Origin of the sequence: Allobosea massiliensis, from assembly GCF_042655245.1 — a bacterium.
Lineage (GTDB): Bacteria > Pseudomonadota > Alphaproteobacteria > Rhizobiales > Beijerinckiaceae > Allobosea > Allobosea massiliensis.
The window spans coordinates 385,791-408,154 of record NZ_JBHSLU010000082.1; the positions used below are offsets into that span (position 1 = coordinate 385,791).

Below are 22,364 nucleotides of genomic sequence, written 5' to 3' on the forward strand. Positions count from 1 at the left end.
CTCTGGGGTCGGTCAGAAAGCGTAGGGCGGCAGCCGCAATTCCTCGGTCAGCCATTGCGTGAACATCCGCACCGCGCGCCGCGACTTCGCCACCCGCGGGAAGACGAGGTAATGGCCGGTGTAACGCACGTCCCGGGCGCGCCCGGCCAGCGGCGCGACGAGGCGGCCGTCCGCGAGTTCCCGCTCGGCCAGACGCGTCGATTCGAGCGCGATGCCGAGCCCGTCCACAGCGGCGGCGATGGCGATGAACGAGCGATCGAAACGCGATCCGCGAGGCGTGGGCGGGATGATTCCGTTGGCGCCGAACCAGTTCGCCCAGCGCACGCGCTTGTTGTCGCTCTCGATCAGCCGGGCGGCCGTCAGATCCTCCGGCGAGGTGATCCGGGCGGCGAGTTCGGGCGCGCAAAGCGGCGTCACCGTCTCCTCGCCCAGCGGGACGACGACGAGCCCTTCCTGGCGGGGAGGGCCGTAGCAGATGTCGGCATCGAACGCGTCATGTTCGAAGCGGGGATAGTCGATGCCCGCCGCCAGCCGCACTTCCAGGCCCGGCTGGGCGAGCAAGAGGTGGCGCAGGCGTGGCAGCAGCCACTGCGCCGCCATCGACGGGGCGCAGTGCAGCCGCAGCAGGTTCCCGGAGCGGGCGCCGACGGTCTCGACAACCTGCCGCATCTGGTCGAATCCGGCCGCGACATGGGCGAGCAGCGCCTCTCCGGCCGGGTTCAGCCGCACCCGGCGGCTCTGCCGGTCGAACAGCGTCGCGCCCATCAGATCTTCGAGCTTGCGGATCGCATGGCTGATCGCGCTCGGTGAAATGCCGAGTTCCTCGCCGGCAGCACGGAACGAGCCGGTTCGGGCCGCAGCCTCGAAAGCCTGGAGCGAAGACAGCGGGAGGCGTCGCATCGATGATCTCCCGCGCTTCTCCGGAGGGCAGAAGATGAACTAGATTCATGTCATCGCGCAAACTTTGCGTTTTCAAACCGGCATGAAACGATTCAAGCTCACGATTAGACAAAACACGCTTCAGGGACGGACATGCTGCTGCAGGGTCAGACCGCCGCCATCTCGGGCGCCGCGAGCGCACGCGGGATCGGCCTCGCCACCGCCAAACTCTTCGCGGCGCAGGGTGCGCGCGTCGCCATTCTCGACATCGACGAAGCGGCAGCGCAGCAGCAGGCGGCGGCGCTGGGTCCTCACCATCTCGGCCTGCGCTGCGATGTCGCCGACAAGGCCTCCTGCCAGGCGGCTGCCGACCGCGTCCTAGCCGCGTTCGGCCAGATCGACATCCTCGTCAACAATGCCGGCGTGACACAGCCGGTTAAGACCCTCGATATCGACGAGGCGAGCTGGGACCGCATTCAGGACATCAACTGCAAGGGCGTGCTGTTTCTCAGCCAGGTCTTCATCCCCCACATGCAGGCGCGGCGTCGGGGCTCGATCGTCTGCATGTCGTCCGTCTCGGCGCAGCGCGGCGGCGGCATCTTCGGCGGGCCGCACTATTCCTCGGCGAAGGCCGGCGTACTCGGGCTCGCCAAGGCAATGGCGCGCGAATTCGGCCCGGACGGTATCCGCGTCAACTGCGTGACGCCGGGCCTGATCGAGACCGACATCACGGGCGGCAAGCTGACCCCCGAGATGCGGGCGGACATCATCAGGGGCATTCCGCTCGGACGACTCGGCCAGGCCGCAGACGTTGCCGGCATCTACCTGTTCCTCGCCTCCGACCTCTCGGCCTACGTCACCGGCGCCGTGATCGACGTCAACGGCGGCATGCTGATCCATGGCTGAGGAGACCATGACCATGGGCAATGCCCCGATCGGCCACAATGTCTCGCTCGAACGCCGGGCCTGGAACATCCGCCGCCACGCCATCCTGATGGGTGAGGTGCAGGGCCAGGGCTATATCGCCCAGGCGCTCGACATCGCCGATGTTCTTGCCGTCGCCTATTTCCACGCCATGCGTTACCGGCCCGACGATCCGGATTGGGAAGGGCGCGACCGCTTCCTGCTCTCGAACGGCCATTACGCGATCGCCCTCTATGCGGCGCTGATCGAGGCGGGCGTGATTCCCGAACAGGAACTCGAAACCTACGGAGCGGACGAGAGTCGGCTGCCGATGTCGGGGATGGCCGCCTATACCCCCGGCATGGAGATGTCGGGAGGCTCGCTCGGGCTGGGCCTGTCGATCGCGGTCGGCCGGGCGCTGGGTCTCAAGCGCAAGCATTCGGAGGCGACGGTCTATACCCTCTTTTCGGACGGCGAACTGGACGAGGGCTCGGTCTGGGAGGCGATCCTCTCCGCCGCCCATTACAAGCTCGACAACCTGATCGCCGTCGTCGACGTCAACAACCAGCAGGCCGACGGCCCCTCGACGAGCGTGATGGCGTTCGAGCCCCTTCTCGACAAGCTCGAGGCGTTCGGCTGGTTCGCGCAGCGAATCGACGGCAATGACCTCGACGCCGTCCGGAGCGCTTTCGACGCCGCCAAGGCCGAGCGCAACCGCCCGAGCCTGATCATCGCGGACACATTGATGGGCAAGGGCGTGCCCTTCCTCGAGGCGCGCGAGAAGAACCACTTCATCCGGGTCGAGGCCCATGAATGGCAGTTGGCCCTCGCCGCCCTCGACGAGAGGAAGCCGTCATGAAGCCGCCCGTTTCGCCCATGCCCGCCGGCAAGCCGAAGCTGACCACCTCGGCGATGATCGCCTCGATCGCGAGCGAGGGGCAGCGTACCAAGCCCGCGCCCTTCGGCCATGCCCTGGTCGCGCTGGCGGAGCAGGATCCGCGCGTGCTCGGCATGACCGCCGATCTCGGCAAATACACCGACCTGCACATCTTCGCGAAGGCGTTTCCCGAGCGGCATTACCAGATGGGCATGGCCGAGCAGCTGCTCTTCGGGGCCGCCTCGGGCCTTGCTGCCGAGGGCTTCACGCCGTTTGCGACGACCTATGCCGTCTTCGCCTCGCGGCGGGCCTACGACGTCATCCACCAGACGATCGCGGAGGAAGACCGCAATGTGAAGATCGTCTGCGCGCTGCCGGGCCTGACCTCGGGCTACGGCCCTTCGCATCAGGCCGCGGAAGATCTGGCGCTGATGCGCGCCATGCCGGGCATGGTCGTGGTCGATCCCTGCGACGCGCATGAGATCGAGCAGGCCGTGCCGGCGATCGCGAGCCACCAGGGGCCGGTCTATATGCGGCTGCTGCGCGGGCAGGTGCCGCTGGTGCTGGACGAGTACGGCTACCGGTTCGAACTCGGCAAGGCCAAGCTCCTGCGCGATGGCCGCGAGGTGCTGTTCGTCTCCTCCGGCCTCATGACGATGCGAGCTCTCGAGGCGGCGAAGGCGCTCGAGAAGGACCGGGTCGACGCCGCCGTGCTTCATGTGCCGACGATCAAGCCGCTCGATACGGCCGCGATCCTGGAAGCCTGCGCCAAGCCCGGCCGGCTCGTGGTCGTGGCCGAAAACCACACGGTCATCGGCGGCTTGGGTGAGGCGGTGGCCGGTCTGCTGATGCGCGAGGGCGTCCATTGCGCCTTCCGCATGATCGGGCTGCCGGACGAGTTCCTGGCTGCCGGCGCCCTGCCGACCCTGCATGACCGCTACGGTATCTCGACCGAGGCGCTCTGCGGCCGGGTGAAGACGTGGCTTGGCTGAGGGCGAGGCCACGAAGCCGGCCTCTGAGCGCCCGAAGCGGTTCACAACACCATGAATGCATGGGCGATTCAGCCCATGTGGCCGCGTGAGCACATCGCGGAATCAAAGTTAACCGTTTGCAAAAATGGTCGCTCTGAGTTGCTGGAATGTTTCCAGGGAGTCTGATTACCGATAGGAAGCCGAGAAGAAATCTGACGCATGTCGGTGTCGGCCGTAGATGCCTAAGCACGACGATGCGGATATGCGCGCAGGCGCACAATTTCCCATCGATTTGACCGACGAGGTGCCGTCGCTATCCCGCGCGGCTGTTCTTGGCGGCTATGAGCTAGGGATGTGCCTGTGATCGCTGCGTATTGTTCTGTCGCCGACCGTTCTACCTTCAATACCGTCCGTTTCGCTCTCCTGCGCCAGACAGCGCTGGCCGGCGGTGTCATTGCGGGCATGATGGTGATGGTGCCATGCCCTGCAGCAGCCCAAACCGTCCCGGGTGTGCCCGTGCTCGACGCGGGAAACAGCTTCACCACGTTTCAGACAGGCTCGCGGCAATTCGAGTGGATCGGCGTGGCGGACGACAATCTCGGCAACGCCGCCAATTATCTGGGCAACTACAATTATCGGACCCGGACTACGGCCACGCTCCTCAATCCGGCCCCGACAATCGACACCATCATCCCGAATGTCGCCCCCGGTCCCGGTTGGGTAAGGCAGGAACTGTACATCACCCGGACCGATCAGCGGATCACGGATTACACGGGTGTTTTCAATGCAGGGCTGCCGCGCTTTTCTTCGGCCGCTTTCCTGTCGAATATGCCGACCTTCTCGACCAACACCTATATCAGCACCATCTCCGTGACGAATGGCGGCTTTGATGTTGGCGTGGGTGCAACTGTCAATGTCGGCGATCTTCTGGTTCTGAAATCGCTGCCGGGCGTGCATCCCAGCACGCAGAACCATGTCTTCGTGGGAGGAACGGTCACGGCAGATTACCGGACCTATCTTCAGGGCAGCATCAACACCGGCGGGCTCGTTAACACGGGCACGATCCAGACGACCGGCCTTTACAATCACGCCAATGGGAACCGCAGCGAGGTCTTCATTCAGGGACCCAGCGAAATCGGCGTTCGGCTGCTGGCACAGGGCAATACGGACATCATTTTCCAGGACTTCAACGGCAGCACGAATTTTACCGCCAAATGGACTGGCCGGCTCGATGCCGCAGCCGGCAAAGACATCGCGTTACGAGCCGGTGCGGGGACTCTGGTATACACCGGTCCATCCTCGCTCGGGCTCGAGGGCTTCCGTGTCCAGACAGGTTCGTTGCAGATTGGTGATGGCGGCACGAGCGGCCAAACCCCGGTCGACACCGGGAAGACGCTCACTCTCGATGCCGGCACGCGGGTCATCTTCGACCGAAGCGACGATGTCTCGGTCGGAGCGATCATTGCTGGTGCAGGGGGACTGACAAAGAAAAACAGCAACGTCCTGACATTGACCGGCATCAACACCTACACCGGCCCCACGCTCATCGAGGCTGGTACGCTGAAGATCGGGGCCGGTGGCGCGCTGAACAGCGCATCGCTGATCATCGTCAACGCTGGTGCGACCTTCGACTTCGGTGCCATCGACAATCCGACCGTCGGATCGCTGGGTGGCACGGGCGGCGCATTGACGGGTGGCACAGGCAACCTGACGGTGCAGATGGCGAACGGCACGACCGACAGCTACGCGGGAACGAACCCGTTCGGCGGGTTCAACAGCCTCGTCCTCAGTGGCAATGGCACGCTGAACCTGACGGGTAACCTGAACAGCAACAAGGCGATCGCCATCGACGGTGGCACGTTGAACCTGACCGGCACCAACACGCTGAGTGGCGGCATCACGGTCAACGGCAAGCTGGTCATCGGCGCGAGCGGCGCGGCCGGCGGGGCGGGCAACACCATCACGACGACCGGCTCGGTCATCAGCTTCGCCAACGGCGTCAACAGCGCGACGCCGATCAACATCAACTCGAACACCACCCAGCTCGAGGTGCTCGCCGCCGATTCCGCGACCCAGTCGGGCGTGATCTCGGAGACAGCCGGCCCGCGTGGATTCGAGAAGATCGGGACCGGCACACTGACGCTTGCGGCCAACAACACCTATTCCGGTGCGACGACGATCTCCGCGGGCACGCTGCAGGTCGACGATAAGCGCAATCTCGGCAACGATAGCGCGACCAACAGCCTCGTCTTCAACGGTGGCACGCTCAGCAGCCGCGCCGACATCACCATGGCACGCTCGGTGGTGGTCAACGCGATGGGCGGTACCGTTTCGGCCGACAACAACACAGGTGCGTTGCAGAAGCTCGTCTTCAGCAGCGGCGTGCAGTTCCTCGGCGGGACGCTCGTGAAGACGGGCGGCGGCCAGCTGCATGTGGCGGGCACCGGAAGCGGAACGGGCACGCTTCACGTCACGGACGGTGCGTTGTTCGTCAACAGCGGCTCCGCGCTGGGCTCGGCCTCGCTGCGGTTGGGCGGCACGGGTGTGCGCACATTCTCGACGACAGCGGCCTCAGTCGCCTTCGGCAATGCCATCGCGCTCGATACGAACGTGCTCATCAGCAATGAGACTGGCACGTCGCTGACCCTCTCTGGGACCATTTCCGGCACCGGCAGCCTTCAAAAGACAAATTTCGGAACGCTCAATCTGACCGGCGCGAACAGCTTCAGCGGCGGCGTCTCGCTTGGATCGGGGGCTCTGGGGGTCGGGTCCAACACGGCGCTCGGGAGTGGCCAGGCCGCAGTCCAGACGGGAACGACATTACGCGCAGTGGCCAATGTCACGCTCGCCAACGCAATCCAGATCTCGCAGGGCGCGTTCGGGGTGAACCAGTTCACCGTCGACACGAACGGGTTCAACATGACGCTCAGTGGCGTCATCTCGACGACGGTTCCGGCAACCGAGGCGATCCAGCCCGGCCTGACCAAGAACGGCCTCGGCGATCTCACGCTCTCCGGCGTGAACACCTATCGCGGACAGACGATCATCAACGCTGGTCGGCTGATTGTGAACGGCTCGATCGCCAACACGTCGAGCGTCACGATTGCCGATGGCGCCGTGCTCGCCGGAAATGCCGCTATCCCGAACCTGACCGTGAAGTCTGGCGCGAAGCTCACCCCCGGGAACTCGATCGGCACCGTCAATATTGGCGGGAACCTGACCCTGAGTGCCGGCTCGACCACAGTGATCGAAATCCAACAGGCGCAGGTCGACAAGATCAATGCCGGCGGGACCGCGACATTGGCCGGCACACTACAGCTTGTGGCGCTGGGCGGGCCCTATAATTTCGGCACGCCCTACAACTTCCTGACCGCAACCGGCGGCATCAACGGCACCTTCTCGACGGTGACCACCGATGCCGCTTTTGGTGTCGGTGTCACCTCCGCCGTCAGCTACAGTGCCAACAATGCCTTCGTGACGCTGACTGCCGCACCGCTCGTTACCTCGCAGAGCGCTGCGACCGCGACAGCGAATACGGTGCTCGGCCTGACACAGACCCGCAATGTGACCGCTGTCGCCTCGGCGCTCGACCACGCGGTCCTCTCGGGGGTCGATGTCTCCTCGCTGTTCCGCGTCTACAACCAGCCGACGCGCGAGGCTCTGGCCGCAGCCGTCAACACGCTGTCGGGCGAGGTCCACACCGCGACCAGCGCGGCGGGCCTGCGCGTCTCGGACCAGTTCCTGCGCGTGATGCTCGATCCCTTCGCGATCGGGCGCGACGGCAGCCTGGTCGGCACCTCTGGCCCTGTCGGCTTCACGGCCGATCTGCCCGGCCGCAAGGGGGCGGTCTCCGCGCCGGCGCCCGTCCGCTTCGAGCCGACCTTCCATGTCTGGGGCGCAACCTTTGGCCAGATCGATCGGACCAAGGGGGACGCCACCGGTGCCGGTTCGTCGACCCGCGACATCAGGGACGCCAATATTGCGGTCGGCGCGGATTACCGCATCGCGCCGGGCTCCGTGATTGGCTTCGCGCTGTCGGGCGGACAATCGCGCTCCGAACTCGGCCGCAATCTCGGGTCCAGCAACGCCGACATCTTCCAGCTCGGCCTCTACGGCGCCACGAAGATCGGGGCACTCAGCCTGGCCGGTTCGCTGTCCTATGCCGCGATGCAGGTCGAGACGCGCCGCAACGTACCGGCGCTCGGGTTGGGCACGACCGCCGATTACAGCGCCCATGTCTGGGGCGGAAGGCTGCAGGCGGCCTATGATCTCTTCAGTGCGGGCGGCTTCACCGTCTCCCCGATCGCCGCTCTTCAGATCCAGAGCGTCCACACGCCGAACTTCCGCGAGACCAACAGCTTCACGGGCGCTGCTGCCGGTGTCACCGGCCGTTCCCATACCAACACGGCGTTGCGCTCCGATCTCGGCCTCAGGATCACGAGCGTGACCATGCTGGGTGGCCGCAAGACGACGCTGTTCACGGAGATCGCCTGGGCGCATTACTTCCAGCGCGATGTCACCTTCGCCGCCAGCCTCACCGGGATCGCGAATACCAACTTCGTGATCGAGGGAGCGAGGTCCAACCGCGACGCGGCGCTGTTCAGCGCGGGCGCCGACGTCCAGCTGACCCCCACCCTGACGCTCGGTGGCCGCTTCGATGCGTCCGCTTCCGGCAACACCACCAGCTTTGCCGGATCGGGCATGCTCCGGGCGAGCTTCTGAACCCGGTGATGCAACCCATTGCCACGGCTCGTCCTCGACGGACATTCACGCTGTTGATGGCGTCCGGCTCCTGTTCTCCAGCGCGGCGGGCGACCAGGCTGGCATCAATGGCTGGCCTGCTTGCGATGCTGGGCAGCAGTGCGGCCCTGGCGCAGGTTCCGGCGGGAGCGGGCACACCGGCGCCAGCGGCTGCAGCCCCACAGAACTCCCGTGCTGCCCCGGTCAGCTCCTCGCCTGATCGCACGACAGCGTCCTTTGGCGATTGGACGCTGCGCTGCGAGCGGCCGTCTGTTCCGGTAGGCGCCACGCGCATCTGCGAGATTGCCCAGGCGATCCAGATCCAGGGTCAGCAAGCGCCGATCGCGCAGATCGCGATCGGGCGTGTGAACAAGAGCGATCCCCTGAAGGTCACGATCGTCCTGCCCCACAACGTGACGCTGTCGGCACAGCCGGGACTCTTGTCAGAAGACAAGGACGCAAAGCCGTTCGGCGCCACGTGGCAGCGTTGCCTTCCGATCGGGTGCGTGGCCGAGCTTGTCCTGCGCGACGACCTCGTGAAGCGTTTTCGGAGTTTGAATGAGGCTGGCGCCATCCTCTTCAAGGACGGTGCGTCCCGTGACATCAAACTCCCGTTCTCCATGCGCGGGTTGAGCCAGGCGCTGGATGCGCTCGCCAGGGAACCATAGATGCGAAAACCCGGCTCGTGACCGGGCGGCACCGAGCCGGCCGCCGCGTCGGTCGCATCGCGTCAGCGGAGAAACGCCTCTCCTCGTTCCGGGCTCGGCGAATCCCAACCACAACCTGCGATGAGCGCGACCGCGCGCTCCCTTTTGGTCTGGCAGGTCCGCGGCGAGGTATGTGTCGTCGTCCGTGAGTGTGGCCTGCCACCAATGTCGGCTTTGGCCTGGCCGGGCAGGCGGATAGTCCCTGGCTTCTCGGGAATATCGGTTTACCGGAACGTCACCTGCGATGCCGCATAACGTCCCCTCGTGATGGGAGCGTTCGCATGAGTGACCATGATGCCCTGGTCGTCCGCGGTCTGGTCAAGCGCTTTGGCGGCTTTACGGCGGTCAACGGGCTCGATCTCCGTATCCATCGGGGTGAGCTCTACGCCTTGCTGGGTCCCAACGGGGCGGGGAAGACGACGTCGCTCCGGATCGTCGCAGGGCTGCTTGCGCCGGATGCGGGCGAGATCAGCATTTGCGGGATCAACCGCCTGCGCGATCCGATCGCGGCCAAGCGCGTGGTGGCGTGGCTACCGGATGAGCCGATGGTCTACGACAAGCTCACGCCCGTCGAGTATCTCGATTTCGTGGCCGGCCTTTGGCAGGTCGAGCCCAGGGCCGCACAGCAGCGCCGCGAGGCCTTGCTCGAGACGCTCGAACTGGGGCGCGTGGCCGATCAGCGCTGCGAGGGCTTTTCCAAGGGCATGCGCCAGAAACTGGCGCTGGCCGGCGCGTTGATTCACGAACCCGACCTGCTGATCCTCGACGAGCCGCTGACGGGTCTCGACGCCTCGATGGCGCGCCATGTGAAGGAACTGCTTCAGGCCCGTGTCGCCACCGGCGCGACGGTGATCCTGACCACCCATATCCTTGAGGTCGCCGAGCGGCTCAGCGACCGCATCGGCATCATTCGCAATGGCCGTCTGGTCTGCGAAGGCACCATGGCGCAGCTGCGCGACGGCGGCGGCTCGCAGGGGGCGACCCTCGAGGATGTGTTCCTCGACATCGTCGCGCGAGAAGAGGCCGCTTGATGAGCGCCTTCCTTTCACATGCGACGCGCAGCGTGCTGGCGCATGAAATCCGCCTGGCATTGCGCGGAGTTGCCGACATGGCAGGCCCGAAAACGGCCCTGCGTCCATGGCGCATCGCCGGCGTGCTGGCCGTGGTCTGCACGATCATCTTCGGTGTGTCGCACCTGCTGTTGAAGTCGGCTGGAGATCTGGACCCGACCGATCCGCGGGTTCAGATCACCCTGACGATCAATCTCGCCTTTCTGTTCGTTCTCATGATCTCCGCCGCGCTCGATTCCGCGGCCTATGCGCTGTATGCGCGCGGCGATTACGACCTGATGTTCTCCGCGCCGCTGCCGCCCCAATCCGTGCTTCTGATCCGGGCTCTGAACGTCTTCGGTTTCACGCTCGCGAAGGCCGGTCTCTATGGCGCTCCAGCGCTGATCCTGCTGTCGCTGCAGCGCGAACCGCACTGGCTGGCCGGTCTGCCGCTGATCATGGCCCTCGCGCTCGGCGCGACGGCGATTGCGATCGCTCTGACCATGGGGATGGTTCGCCTGATCGGAATCCGCAGCACGCGTGTGGCGGCACAAATCGCGGCCGCGCTGGCTGGTCTGCTGGTGATTGTCATGGTGCAGTGGGAGGCCATTTTCGGGCCGGGTCCCAAGGATGCGCTTGTCGCAAGTTATGGAGCCAACCCGCAGTCCGTCTTTTGGCAGTGGGCGACGCTGCCGGCCCGCGCCGTGACGGGCGATGTCGTGGCCCTCTCGGCCGTGGTGGTCGGCAGCGCCCTGGTCGCCGCGCTGATATTCGCCGGCCTCGCCGAGAGTTTCGTGCGCAACGCCGTCCTGGCGGCAGGGTCGGCGGCTCCGGTTCCCGCCCGTCCGAGGCGCAGTCGCGCCTCATTCGGAAGGTCGCCCATGGCAGCGCTGATGCTCAAGGAACGCCGCCTCATCTTGCGCGATCCATGGCTTTTGTCGCAGATCCTGATGCAGTGCATTTTCCTGATGCCGTTTGCGGTCGTCACCGTCTATCGCGTGGCGAACGGGGCCGACGACGCCGCGGCACTGGTGCCCGTGCTGATCGTTCTGTCCGGCCAGATTGCCGGCGGCCTGACCTGGATCGCGATGTCGGCCGATGACGCAGCCGAGTTGGCCCTGACCGCGCCGCTGGAGCCGCGTCTGCGGGCGCGTGCGCGTTTCGGCGCCATCGGCTGGCTGGCCGTCACCTTTGCCGCACTGCCGTTGATGCTGCTGCTGATCGTCGATTCCTGGGCGGGGCTGGTCAGTCTGCTCGGGGTCGCCTGCGCCATTGCCTGCGGCATTCTCGTCAATGTGTGGCATCAACCCAGATTGGCGAGGACAGGCCTGATCAGGCGGCGCATGAAGAGTCCCATTTCGGTGACGCTGATCGAACTTCTCGCCTTGACGATGGTGGCGGTAGCCGTCTGGCCCCTGCTGTCGGGCAACTACGCGGCCACGATGCTGGGTGCGGTCCTTGCGGCGGCAACGATGGGTGTGCTGCACGCGGCCCGCCCGCGCAGAGCAGCCTGAGCCAGCGGGCTCACCCGACAGACGCCGATCGAGCTCGCTTCAGCGCGCGCCAGCCAACCCCGGCTGCCGCCTGGCCAACGCGGAAGCGCGCCGATCGCCAGCCCCAAAACCTCAGATCAACCGAGGCGGCTCCGCTGGCTGCCGCCCTTCGATCGCAAATGGGTTCGAGAGTCGTTCCGGTAGACCTTGGCCCGTCACCGCCCTGGTGAGGATCACAGTCGCCGCCATCGCGGCCCGATACCGGATCGCCGCACGGCGTCCATCCCCGACACGGGTAAGGACAGCGCGTCGTGGACCCCCGGTCTACGAGCGAGCGCGCGCCGCAGGCGTGCTATGGCCTGATCTTAAGGCGCCCTCGATCATTGCGAGAACGCTGGCGGCCGATACGGCACACGATCATTCCCGATCGGGCTCGAGCGCTGCCGAACGCGCTCGTCGGTCCCGGTCCGGTCCTTCAGTGCCTGCGGAGGCCGACGCCATCCGCCACGGTCTTGAGCGCTTCGGCCTCGGAACGGATCAGGGCATCGGTCTGCCGACCGTCGGAGATTCTCGGCGTGGCGCCCTGCTTGGCCATCAGCGCCTTGAACCGCTCGGTCGAGGCGGCCTTCGTGAAGGTGGCCTCAAGACGGTCCATGATCGGACGCGGTGTCCCTGCCGGTGCGATCAACCCCCACCAAAGGACCGTTTCGACGCTGCCGAGGCCGACGCTATCGAGGCCTCCCGCCTGGGGCAGGGCGGCATTGTCAGCCGCCGAGGTCAGTAGGAGACATTTGGCCTTCTTGTCGCGGACATGGGGCAGAATGGTCGAGAGCGAACCGCCATAGATGTCCACCTGACCGGCCAGGAAATTACGCGCCGTATCGGTCGAGCCGACATAGGGAATGGCGTTCACCTTGGCGCCGATCTTCTGGAAGATGCGCTCCGAGGCCAGATGCATGGTGCCGCCCACGCCGTCATTGCCGACGCTGTAGCCATTGGGCTTGGCCTTGATCTCGTTCAGGAACTCCTGCGCCGTCTCCGCCGGGAAACCCGGCTGCGCGCACAGCACATAAGATGAAAAGCCGATCGACATCACCGCCTGATAGCTCTCCAGCGAGTAGGGCACCTGGGTTGCGAGCGGCTTGGCGGTGAGGGGGCTGTTCCAGACGAAGGCCAGCGTGTAGCCGTCGGGCGACGCCGACACGGCCTTGCTGACGCCGTCGATGCCGCCGCCGCGCGGTCTGTTGTCGATGATGACCGCCTGCTTGAGGTCTTCTTCGACGATCTTGGCCAGTTCCCGTGCGAAGATGTCCGTGCCACCACCCCGCGGAGCCGGCACGACGATGATGACGGGCTTGACCGGATACTGTCGGGAGGCCGAGATGACAGGCTGTGTGGCAGCCAATACAGCGGCTACCGCCGCGATCGGGGCCAAGGTTGCGACCGACTTCACCATCTTCGCCCTATCCAGATTGACGCATGTCCGACGGGTGACGAAACGGGGCCGCAACAGCAAGCGCCCCCAGCTTCGTTCCGGGTTGCTTTCGCACAGGAGCGGTTAACATTCGCTGATGAGGTTACGTCTTTGCGTTAGTTCAGCATTAATGATAAACAATCGGTAAATAGTTTGTATTTTCTGTTAAATGATCGTCAACGCTGAAAGCAAAAAGCCGAGCAAATTGTTTACGTTCCCCTGAAGCGCGGAAGTTTTTACGAGGCGCTAACGCCGCTCCCCTAGATGTCGACCATCGGTCGCGAGGACCGTGGGAGTTCGGGTCAGCGCGACGCCTTGGGGGGCAGTTGATGGCAGGCGGTCTTTTTCGGCAGGAAGCTCTCGATGCGCATAGCCGCATCGGGAAGCTCCAGAACACGATGCATGTCACGAACGGCCTGACGCGCGGCGCGCTGCTGGCTCTGGTCGTCCTGCTGGGCGGCGCCGTGGTCTGGAGTCGCTTCGTTCAGGTCCCGGTGCGGGTCAACGGGACCGGCGTCCTGGTCGACACCTCGGGCGAGTTGCTGAAGCCGGTGCGCTCGGTGATGGATGGGATCGTCGAGACCATTCTCGTGAACGAGGGCGACCACGTCACCGCTGGTCAGGTCGTGGCCCGTGTGCGGCTGCCCGACAGGATCAACGCGCTGCAGAAGGCCGAGCGCGACATGGCCTCGCTCGAACAGAAGGCACGGGAGACCGAGGCACTCCAGATCTTCGAACGCGAGACGGAGGAAAAGACCCGGGCTGAGCGCCGCAATGCGTTGGTTGACCGGATCGCCAATATGGAGACCCGACTCGCCTGGCAGCGCGATCTCGAGCGCGACCAGGTGAAGCTGATGGAGCTGGGATCGACCACGCGCAATCGCGTCTTCGAAACCCGCGTTCAGACGCAGCAGATCGCCGATCAACTCGCCAGCGCCAAGAGCGATCTTCTCGCGATGAAGATGGAGCCCTTCGCGACCGACAGCAAGATCGAGCGCGAGCGCATGATGATCAAGTTCCAGATCCAGCAGCTGCAATCCGAGATGGCAGCACTACGGTCGGAACTCGAGCGCGGCTCCGTTCTGAAGAGCACGGTCAGTGGCACGGTGGCCGAGCTTTCTGCGGAGCGGAACGGTCTCGTCACGGCCGGACAGCCCGTTCTCAGCATCATCCCCGAGGATTTCAGCGGCAAGCTGGAAGCGCTGACCTATGTTTCGATGGCCGACGGTAAGCTGGTGCAGATCGGCGACGAAGTGCTGATCCGTCCCGCCTCGCTGCCGGTGCGCGAGCAGGGCCGCGTGCGCGGCACCGTGATGGAAGTCTCGGAGGCGCCGATCACCGAGCGGGCTCTGACGCGCATCCTCGGCAATGCCTCGCTGGTGCAACAGGTGACGGGCACAGGCGCTCCCTTCGCGGTTCGCATCGCACTGCATCGCGACCCCGAAACGCCGTCCAGCTATGTCTGGACGTCCGGGGAGGGCCCTGAACTGCGGATGACGCCGGGCACGCCGGTGAGCTCCCGCATCACGGTGGAACGCGAAACGCTGCTGTCGCTGGCGATGCCGGCGCTGCGTCGCCTGCTCGGCTCGAGCGACTGAGCGCGGGCGGGGTGCGGCCGAGCGGCTGCGACCCCGCCGCACCCTCGCAAGACGTTTCAGCCCGATTCCGCCCAGACCGGCCCGGCTGAGCCAGGCCACAGGAGCCCCCATGTTGCCGGTGAAGAAGACGCCGCTCTTCCTCCAGATGGAAGCCACAGAGTGCGGTGCGGCCTGCATCGCCATGGTTCTGGCCGCCCATGGCCGCTGGATCACGCTGGAGGAAGCGCGGGAGCGCTGCAATACCTCGCGCGACGGGGTCGACGCGGAGGGGCTGCTCCAGGCTGCGGAGAGCTACGGGCTAACCGCCATCGCCTTCCGCCGCGAGCCTGCAGAACTGTCGGCCCTGCCGATGCCGCAGATCCTGCACTGGTGCTTCAACCATTTCGTGGTGCTGGAGAAGGCCAGCGCCGACAGCTTCACGATCCTCGACCCGGCCCAGGGGCGGCTCACCCTGAGCGCCCAGGAGTTCGGCGACTGTTTCACCGGCCTCACCATGGCCTTCGAGCCCGATGAGGGCTTCGTCAAGGCCGGACGCCGCCCCTCGGTGGCGATGGCTCTGATCCGCGAGGCGGCCCATTCCAAGGACGCGCTCGGCGTCGCCTTCGCCACAGGGATTCTGGCGGTCATTCCTGGCCTTGCGTTGGCGGGTGCTACCAGCGCTCTGGTCAACCATGTTCTCGGTGCGCGCCAAGCCGACTGGCTCGGCCCGCTGCTGGCGATCCTCCTGCTGATCTCGCTGGCGCAGGCGGCGATCTCGTATCTCTCGTCCTGGACGGTCGCGACCTGGAAGATCAAGATCGGTGCAGTGTCGGCCCTCAGCGGGTTCTATCGGGCGCTGACCCTGCCGCTGTCCTATTTCGCCCAGCGCAGCGCCGGCGAAGTGGTCTCGCGCATCCGCATCGGCTCAGAACTGGGCAGCACCATCGCTGGTCCCCTCGCCAATCTCCTGCCGCAGATCGTCCTGGTCCTCGGCTATCTGGTCGTGCTGTCGCTCTACGATCCGATCATCATGGTCGCCGCGATCGTGACGGCGCTGTTGAACTTCCTGATCCTGAGCCTGATCACATCACGGCTGTCGGACCGCACTCGCGAGCACCAGCTGGCGGAGGGCCGCGCCGCCGCCGTCGCGACCTCAGGAATGGCTAATCTCGGCACCTATGCGCTGATGGGCCGTGAGAACCTGCTCCTCGCCCGCTGGACGACGGCGGAGGATGCTGCCATCGCTGCCGAACAGCGGTTGGGAATTCTGAAGACCATGGCGGGGCTCGGCCCCGTCCTTGCCGGTCTCCTGCTGACCACGGTTGTGCTCGTCGTCTGCGCCGTCCGTGCGATCGAGGGGAGCCTGTCGCTCGGCGACCTCGTCGCGACCCAGATGCTGGCCAGCCTGCTGAACAAGCCGATCGCCGGGCTGGCGGCCGGCTTCTGCGCCATCCAGGAATCGGCAGGCGCGCTGATGCGGCTTTCGGACCTCGAAGGCCATCGCAGCGCCGCCGCCTTCGACAACCGTGAGCGCAGCGCTTCGCCGCAGACGCGCGACGGGCGGCTCGTTTTGAAGGATGTAGGCTTCGCGCACACACCGGGGCGGCCGATCCTGTCCGGCGTCGACCTGTCACTCGAGCCGGGGCGCATGATCGCCGTGATCGGCCCCTCGGGAGCCGGCAAATCGACGCTGGCACGGCTGATGGGCGGGCTCGTCGAACCCACGGCGGGCAGCGTCACGCTCGATGGTATGGCGCTGGCGGACTGGCCTCAGAGCGAGTTGCGCAACCGGCTTCTCTATGTCGGCCAGATGCCGGCGAGCTTCTCCGGCACGATCGGCGAGAACATCACGCTCTGGGACACCGAGATCGACCACGGCGCCGTGACCGACGCGGTCAGTCGGGTCGGACTCAGCCAGGCTGTCAGCCGCCGTCCCGGCGGTCTCTATACCAAGCTCGTCAGTGGAGAGACCGGCCTGTCGGGTGGCGAACTGCAGCGCCTTTCGCTGGCGCGTGCTCTGGCTCGCGGGCCGGCCGTCATCGTGCTCGATGAGACGACCAGTGCGCTGGATCCGTCCTCCGAGGAAGAGATCATGGAGATGCTCCGGGCCTCCGGGGCCGCCGTCGTCATCGTCACGCACCGATCGGGCACCGCTTGTCGCTGTGACGAAGCGATCCTCGTCGGCAATGGCGGCATCGTCGGGCGCGGGCACCCGGCGCAGTTCTTCGCCAACGGGCCGCTCGCAAGGCCCGCCCATGCCCAGCCGTCGCAGATCGTTCACGCCCCTGTCGTCCACGCCGTCGGAGCCGCCTGATGTCCGTCGCAACAGCCCCGTCCAACCGGGACCTTACCCTCGTCGAGGACGTCGTCGGGCGCGTCGAGACGATTCTGGACCCCGCTTCCGGTGGCAGCTTCGCTGCCTCGGAATCGCCCCTGAGCGCGGTCATTCGCGCCGTTGCAAAGCACTACGACAAGAAGCCGGAAGCAGGTCAGCAGCGTGGGATTGGCGAGAGCACCGAAGATGCGATCGACCGCATGGCCCGATCCGCACAGCTCATCTCGCGCGAGATCCCGGTCGAGCCCGGCTGGCAGCGGCGGTATGCACTGCCATTCATCGCCGAACGGCGCTCCGACGGGACCCCGTTCGCGCTGATCCCATCGGGATCCACCTGGCTTTATGTCGACGGATCGCGCCCGCGCAAACCGCTTCGGCTCGACGCCGAAACGGCCGCCTCGCTGGGCTCGGAGGGCTGGGCGCTGAGCCCGGCTCTCCCCGACAAGGCATTGACCCTCAAGGAGCTCCTGCTGTTCGGACTGGGCACGAAACTGCCCGATCTCGCCGCCTTCGCCGCCTTGACCTTCCTGGCCGGCCTGGTGCTGTCGCTGCTGCCGCTCGCAAACATCGCGATCATGGACATCGTGATTCCCGGCGGCGATTTCGTCATGCTCCAGCATGTCGCGGTGATGCTGGTGGCGTTGATCGTGGCGACACTGATCACTCGCTTCGCAGCGGCGCTGAGCCAGCTGCGCATCGATGGCCGGACCGGCCTGATGCTGCGAACGGCGGCCGCTGATCGCATGATCCGTGTGTCGCGCGGCATGGGCGCGGGCAAGGCCCCCGCTCCGGCAGCGGCGGCGCTCATCACCCGATCGGTCGAAACCTGGCACAAGGGCGTCTGGAAGCTCGGCCTCTCCGTCGTCGGAGGGCTGCTCGTAGCGCTGCCCAGCCTGGCGGTGATCATCCACACCGCGCCGCTGGCGGGCACGCTATGTCTCGTCGTCATGATCCTGGCCGTTGCGCTGTCGGCCTGGATCGCCAAGCGCCAGGTCGATCTGCTCTTCTCGGGCGCTTGCTCGCCGACGAGCTGGATTTCGCTGTCCTACGAGACGCTGTCGCAGATCGAGACTGTGCGGGCGACGGGCTCGGAAAGCCGCTTCTTCAAGCTCTTCGCCGAGAGCTTCCTGGCGCTGAAGGAGCGTTTCCTCGTCACCGACCGTATGGGAAGCAACATTCATGCCCTCGAGGCCGCGCTCGAAGCCCTCATCCTGACATTGGGCATCGCGGCCGCGATCCTGCTGCAGAAGAACCTGCCGGCCCAGGACGGTGTCGCCTTCACCACCGCGCTGATGACGGTGACGGGCGCAGCCGTCGGCCTCGTGCATGCGTTTCTCCAGGCCAGCATGCTCGGCCTCCAGCGCCGCATGATCCAGCCGATTCTCGACGCAGTTCCCGCGCCTCACAGCGGTGGCGCCCGGCCCGAGCGGATCACCGGCGAAATCGAGATCTGCGACATCGTCGTGCGTCGCTCGCCGGGCGCCAGGGCCCTGCTGCAGAACGTCTCGCTGAAGATCAAGCCGGGCGAGCATATCGGGATCGTGGGCGCTTCGGGCTCCGGCAAAAGTACGCTGCTGCGTTCGCTGCTCGGCCTGGAGAAGCTGGAATCAGGCTCGGTGAAGGTCGATGGCGTCGATCTCGCGCTGCTGGACGCCGCCGCCATCCGACGCCAGATCGGTGTCGTCGGCCAGGCCGGGCGGCTCTTCCCAGGCACCCTCTTCGAGAACATCAGCGCGGGTCTGAAGCTTTCCGAAGATGAGGTCTGGACGGCCGTTCGACTGGCCGCACTGGAAGACGACATCCGCGCCCTGCCGCTCGGCCTGTCGACGCCGATTGGCGATGCCGAGCCGATCCTGTCGATCGGCCAGATTCAACGCGTGCTGCTGGCGCGCGCCCTCGCGCATCGCCCGGCGCTGGTTGTGCTCGACGAGGCGACGAGCGCGCTCGATCCGAAAGCCGAAGCGCATGTCGCCGCCTCGGTCGATGCGCTGAAGGCAACTGTGATCACTGTCGCGCACCGCCTGGACACCGTACGGCGCTGCGACCGGATCTATGTGCTGAAGGATGGCAGGATCGCGGAAACAGGCACCTTCGACCAACTCGCTGCCTCGGACGGAATCCTGGCGGAGTTCCTCTCGGCCGATGCGCGTTCGCTGCGGCAGGAGATCGATCCGGTCGGCGACAGCATTCGCAGGATCGAGCGCGAATTCGCTGCTCGCGACGCCTGACGGCGCAGAGCCCCACGCTCCGCCAAAAGCCTCCGGCCCGACCGGGGGCTTTTGGCATGGTGAGGACCGTTGGGTTGCCGGAGAGGAGACGCCGCCACAGCCGGGCGCAGCGGATCAAGGCCTCAGCCGGGTTTCGATCTTTACTTAACTATAGACCGCAATAGCCTGAAAGTGGGTCGATAAGGCGCAATTTGATCAATTTTAACTGCGTCTCCTAAGCAAAAAACAAGGCCCGCCGCCCTAGGTTCGCCTCGTGACGTTTCGTCCATTGGGGGTTCAGAAGATGGCGCGCCAGTCGGCCTTGAAGTTGAAGCAGTTCGAAGACGCTCTGCCGCGGGATGTCCTGAAGGCGGTTTCCGGTGGAAACGCTCAGGTCAAGGTCGATGACGGTTCGCAGTCCGGCGTCGCGATGGCGGCGGTCGCGGACAGCACGGGCAATGCCCAGAACGGCGCCTCGGGTTATGCGTCGGTCTCGGCGGGTACCAGCATCACCTCGGGCGGCGGCAGCTATGGCTTCTCGTCCGGGTTCCAGGCCAGCGCCGGCGGCGAGGCTCACGGCACCGCTGGCCCGGCCAGCGGGTCGGTCTCGGGCGAGGTGGGCGTCAAGTCCGGCGTCGCAGCCGAGGTGCATCACACGGCCAACGAAACCGGCGCCAGCTTCCAGGCTGGCTCGGTCGCCTATGCGACGGCCTCGGTGGATGGCAAGATCAGCGCTGGCGGCGTGTCCGTCAGCGGCGGCCTCGAGGCAACGGCCAAGACCGGAACCTACGCCGAGGGCAGCGCGAGCATTCAGCACGGCAATGGGGCCTATGGTGCGGCCGGCGAGGGCAGCGCCTTCACGGGCCATGGCGTCGAGGTCGGCTACACCCAGGGTGCAGGCATCAAGAACATCGGCTCGGGAACGGCTGGTGCTGGGGTCGGCATCGGTGAGATGGCGGGTGTCGGCGGTGGCGCCAATGCCGGCTACGACAACGGCAAGATCAATATGGGCGTCAGCGGCGACGTCGCCTTGCTGGTCGGCGTCAAGGTCGATGTCGGCATGACGGTCGACACCAAATATGCCCAGGATGGCGTGAAGGCGGTGACGCCCGGCGCCACCGAGGCGGGCATGAAGGTCGCCGAAGTCGGTAAGGATGTCGGCACCAAGGTCGGTGCGGACACGAAGGCCGCTGCCGACAAGGCCGCTGCGGAGTCGAAGGCTGCTGCGGACAAGGCGGCTGCCGAGGCCAAGGCCGCTGCCGACAAGGCCGCCGCCGATGCCAAGGCCGCCGCCGACAAGGCTGCGGCCGAGGCGAAGGCTGCCGCCGACAAGGCCGCTGCCCAGGCCAAGGCCGCTGCCGAGAAAGCCGCCGCCGATGCCAAGGCTGCCGCCGACAAGGCGGCCGCCGAGGCCAAGGCTGCGGCGGATCAGGCGGCCAAGGCTGCGAGCGACGCCGCAAAGAAGGTCAGCAATACCTTCAAGAAGATCTCGAAGAAGTGGTGATGGCCTGATCGGTCCCCGCGGACCGATCGTCAGCCACGTCGAGGGCCAGACGCCTCCGGGTTTTCCCAGGGCAGCGGCTGGCTCACAGATCAGCGACCCTGCCGGTGGCCAGTACGCCGGCGGGGTCGAGCGCGTGACGCAGGCGTCGCACCACGGCCGCCCAATCGCCCTGCGAGGGGGCCGCGGCGGCCGTCGCAGGCAGGGTCGGCCGGTAAGGGTGAAAGCCCTCGCGCGTAAAGGCTTCCATCAGCATGGCATGCGCGGCCATGGCCTTGGCATCGGCGCCCGGCACGTCGCGGTCCCAGGCGAAGGAAACATATCCATGGCAGGCCCGCTCTGTCGCTGCTTCCGCCCCGGCCATGATAAAGATGTCGAACTGTCGAGCGGCGGCCTGCGTCAGCTGCGCCATTCGCGCCAGAGCCACGCCATCCAGCGGGATGACGGGGCATAGCCAGAGAAAGCCGCAGCGGTCGCGGTCGGGGTTCAGTGGCCCGTCTGGCAAAGCGGGCTTGGCCCAGTAGCAACTCGTGACGTTGCCGCCATCGCTGAACCCGCGCAGTCCGGAGTTACGGGAGCCCGGCTCGCCATCCTCATCGATCGTGAAGGAGCTGCAGAAGGGCAGCAGCGTCTGGATGACGATCGCCTTCTTGCAGTCGAGGATCATCGCGTGATTGGCGCTGATCGAGATCGTCGCCAGCCATTCCTCGTAAGCCCGGGGTGGCGGCGGCTGGGTCAGGTCGGCTGCGATCCCGGCGGAAGCGATCTGCTTGGCGCCGTCCCAGAAAAAGGCGTCATGGTAATCGACGACCCGGTCGCGGATCAGGCCCGTGAAGGCCTCGACGAAGGCCGGCAGCTTGTCGGACAGGCCGATCTCGAAGGCGATGTAGCAGCCATGCTGCGCCGTCGGCGCCAGACCCAGGCAACCCGAGAGCACGCAGCCGAAGCTTGCCTGGCTGAAAAGGCCTTCGATCAGCGGCCCGACCGGCCGGCCATGCACGGGCGCCAGTCGCGCATTCTCGAAACGACCATAGCCGGTGCGCAGGCGTTCGCCTGTCGTCAGCCCGACATCGAGGTCCCAGAGCTGGCCGAAGCGGTCGCCGAAGGCGCCCGAACCTTCGCCGCGATCGAGCGCATTGGCGAGCACGCTGGCGCTCGGCGGACCACCGAAGGAAGGGACGTGGAAGGGGATTTCCCGCGCAGTCAACTCGTCCTGCAACTGAGAGAAGGTGACGCCGGGCTCTACCCGGACCGTGCCAGAGGTGGCGTCGATGTCGATGATGCGATTCAGGCGCGAGAGATCGAGAATGACGGCGTCGCGCGGCGGGCGGCGTGAGCCCAGACCCCAGGACCGTCCGCGGCTGACCGGATGCAACGGGCAGCCATGAAGGCCAGCCAGACGCAGACAGGCGACGGCCTCTTCCGCCGTGCCGGGGCTCAGCACGGCCAGAGGATGGCCACTCCAGGGAAAGGTGCAAAGGCTCCAGTCGGCGAGATCGACTGCCGAAACCGAGACATGGCCAGCCCCGATCGCAGCGGCGCATGCGGCAAGGAATGTCGTCAGAGCCTCTGGCAGCGGAGCCTGAATAGGTCCCAAGTTCGTCACGAATCGCACCCCCGCAACCTGTGTCGGCGCTTGTTGCTATCTCGG

At 66.0% G+C, this 22,364-nt stretch carries 14 protein-coding genes; 11 read left to right on the forward strand and 3 right to left on the reverse strand.

The window, feature by feature from the left end:
• Positions 1 to 12 precede the first annotated feature (12 nt).
• Complete coding sequence (locus ACFPN9_RS24105; RefSeq protein ID WP_377817753.1) at positions 13 to 900, reverse strand: LysR substrate-binding domain-containing protein; 888 nt, start codon at positions 898 to 900, stop codon at positions 13 to 15.
• A 132-nt stretch (positions 901 to 1,032) separates the two neighbouring features.
• On the opposite strand from ACFPN9_RS24105, the gene ACFPN9_RS24110 reads away from it, so the two are divergent.
• The 7 genes from ACFPN9_RS24110 to ACFPN9_RS24140 all read left to right on the forward strand — a co-directional run bounded on the left by ACFPN9_RS24110 (position 1,033) and on the right by ACFPN9_RS24140 (position 11,640).
• Complete coding sequence (locus ACFPN9_RS24110) at positions 1,033 to 1,785, forward strand: SDR family NAD(P)-dependent oxidoreductase (RefSeq protein WP_377817754.1); 753 nt, start codon at positions 1,033 to 1,035, stop codon at positions 1,783 to 1,785.
• A 13-nt stretch (positions 1,786 to 1,798) separates the two neighbouring features.
• Positions 1,799 to 2,641, forward strand: a complete 843-nt coding sequence (locus ACFPN9_RS24115; RefSeq protein WP_377817755.1) for a transketolase — start codon at positions 1,799 to 1,801, stop codon at positions 2,639 to 2,641.
• Positions 2,638 to 3,651: a transketolase family protein gene (locus ACFPN9_RS24120; RefSeq protein WP_377817756.1), complete on the forward strand. Its 1,014-nt coding sequence runs from the start codon at positions 2,638 to 2,640 to the stop codon at positions 3,649 to 3,651. The genes ACFPN9_RS24115 and ACFPN9_RS24120 overlap by 4 nt, the downstream gene beginning before the upstream one ends.
• Positions 3,652 to 4,146: 495 nt before the next feature.
• Positions 4,147 to 8,352 carry an autotransporter domain-containing protein gene (locus tag ACFPN9_RS24125; protein ID WP_377817757.1) on the forward strand — a complete coding sequence of 1,402 codons (4,206 nt, stop codon included), beginning with the start codon at positions 4,147 to 4,149 and terminating at the stop codon, positions 8,350 to 8,352.
• Positions 8,353 to 8,459: 107 nt separating this feature from the next.
• Positions 8,460 to 9,038 carry an invasion associated locus B family protein gene (locus tag ACFPN9_RS24130; protein ID WP_068074746.1) on the forward strand — a complete coding sequence of 193 codons (579 nt, stop codon included), beginning with the start codon at positions 8,460 to 8,462 and terminating at the stop codon, positions 9,036 to 9,038.
• Between the two features lie 320 nt (positions 9,039 to 9,358).
• On the forward strand, positions 9,359 to 10,108 hold the full coding sequence (locus tag ACFPN9_RS24135; RefSeq protein WP_068074743.1) for an ABC transporter ATP-binding protein: 750 nt from the start codon (positions 9,359 to 9,361) through the stop codon (positions 10,106 to 10,108).
• Positions 10,108 to 11,640, forward strand: a complete 1,533-nt coding sequence (locus ACFPN9_RS24140) for a hypothetical protein (RefSeq protein ID WP_068074740.1) — start codon at positions 10,108 to 10,110, stop codon at positions 11,638 to 11,640. Before ACFPN9_RS24135 ends, ACFPN9_RS24140 begins: the two co-directional genes overlap by 1 nt.
• Positions 11,641 to 12,094: 454 nt before the next feature.
• Here ACFPN9_RS24140 and ACFPN9_RS24145 read toward each other — a convergent pair whose 3' ends face one another.
• Positions 12,095 to 13,075, reverse strand: coding sequence for a tripartite tricarboxylate transporter substrate binding protein (locus ACFPN9_RS24145; protein ID WP_067989343.1), 981 nt, complete (start codon positions 13,073 to 13,075; stop codon positions 12,095 to 12,097).
• A gap of 347 nt (positions 13,076 to 13,422) precedes the next feature.
• On the opposite strand from ACFPN9_RS24145, the gene ACFPN9_RS24150 reads away from it, so the two are divergent.
• The 4 genes from ACFPN9_RS24150 (at position 13,423) to ACFPN9_RS24165 (ending at position 20,716) form a co-directional block, all read left to right on the forward strand.
• Positions 13,423 to 14,691, forward strand: coding sequence for an NHLP bacteriocin system secretion protein (locus ACFPN9_RS24150; RefSeq protein WP_068074734.1), 1,269 nt, complete (start codon positions 13,423 to 13,425; stop codon positions 14,689 to 14,691).
• Positions 14,692 to 14,800: 109 nt separating this feature from the next.
• Entirely contained in the window at positions 14,801 to 16,984 is a 2,184-nt protein-coding gene (locus ACFPN9_RS24155; protein ID WP_067989341.1) for a cysteine peptidase family C39 domain-containing protein, read from the forward strand.
• Positions 16,984 to 19,233, forward strand: a complete 2,250-nt coding sequence (locus ACFPN9_RS24160) for an ATP-binding cassette domain-containing protein (protein WP_068074731.1) — start codon at positions 16,984 to 16,986, stop codon at positions 19,231 to 19,233. The genes ACFPN9_RS24155 and ACFPN9_RS24160 overlap by 1 nt, the downstream gene beginning before the upstream one ends.
• A gap of 283 nt (positions 19,234 to 19,516) precedes the next feature.
• On the forward strand, positions 19,517 to 20,716 hold the full coding sequence (locus ACFPN9_RS24165) for a hypothetical protein (protein WP_067989339.1): 1,200 nt from the start codon (positions 19,517 to 19,519) through the stop codon (positions 20,714 to 20,716).
• An 82-nt stretch (positions 20,717 to 20,798) separates the two neighbouring features.
• Here ACFPN9_RS24165 and ACFPN9_RS24170 read toward each other — a convergent pair whose 3' ends face one another.
• On the reverse strand, positions 20,799 to 22,319 hold the full coding sequence (locus ACFPN9_RS24170; protein WP_377817758.1) for an FAD-binding oxidoreductase: 1,521 nt from the start codon (positions 22,317 to 22,319) through the stop codon (positions 20,799 to 20,801).
• Between the last annotated feature and the right edge of the window lie 45 nt (positions 22,320 to 22,364).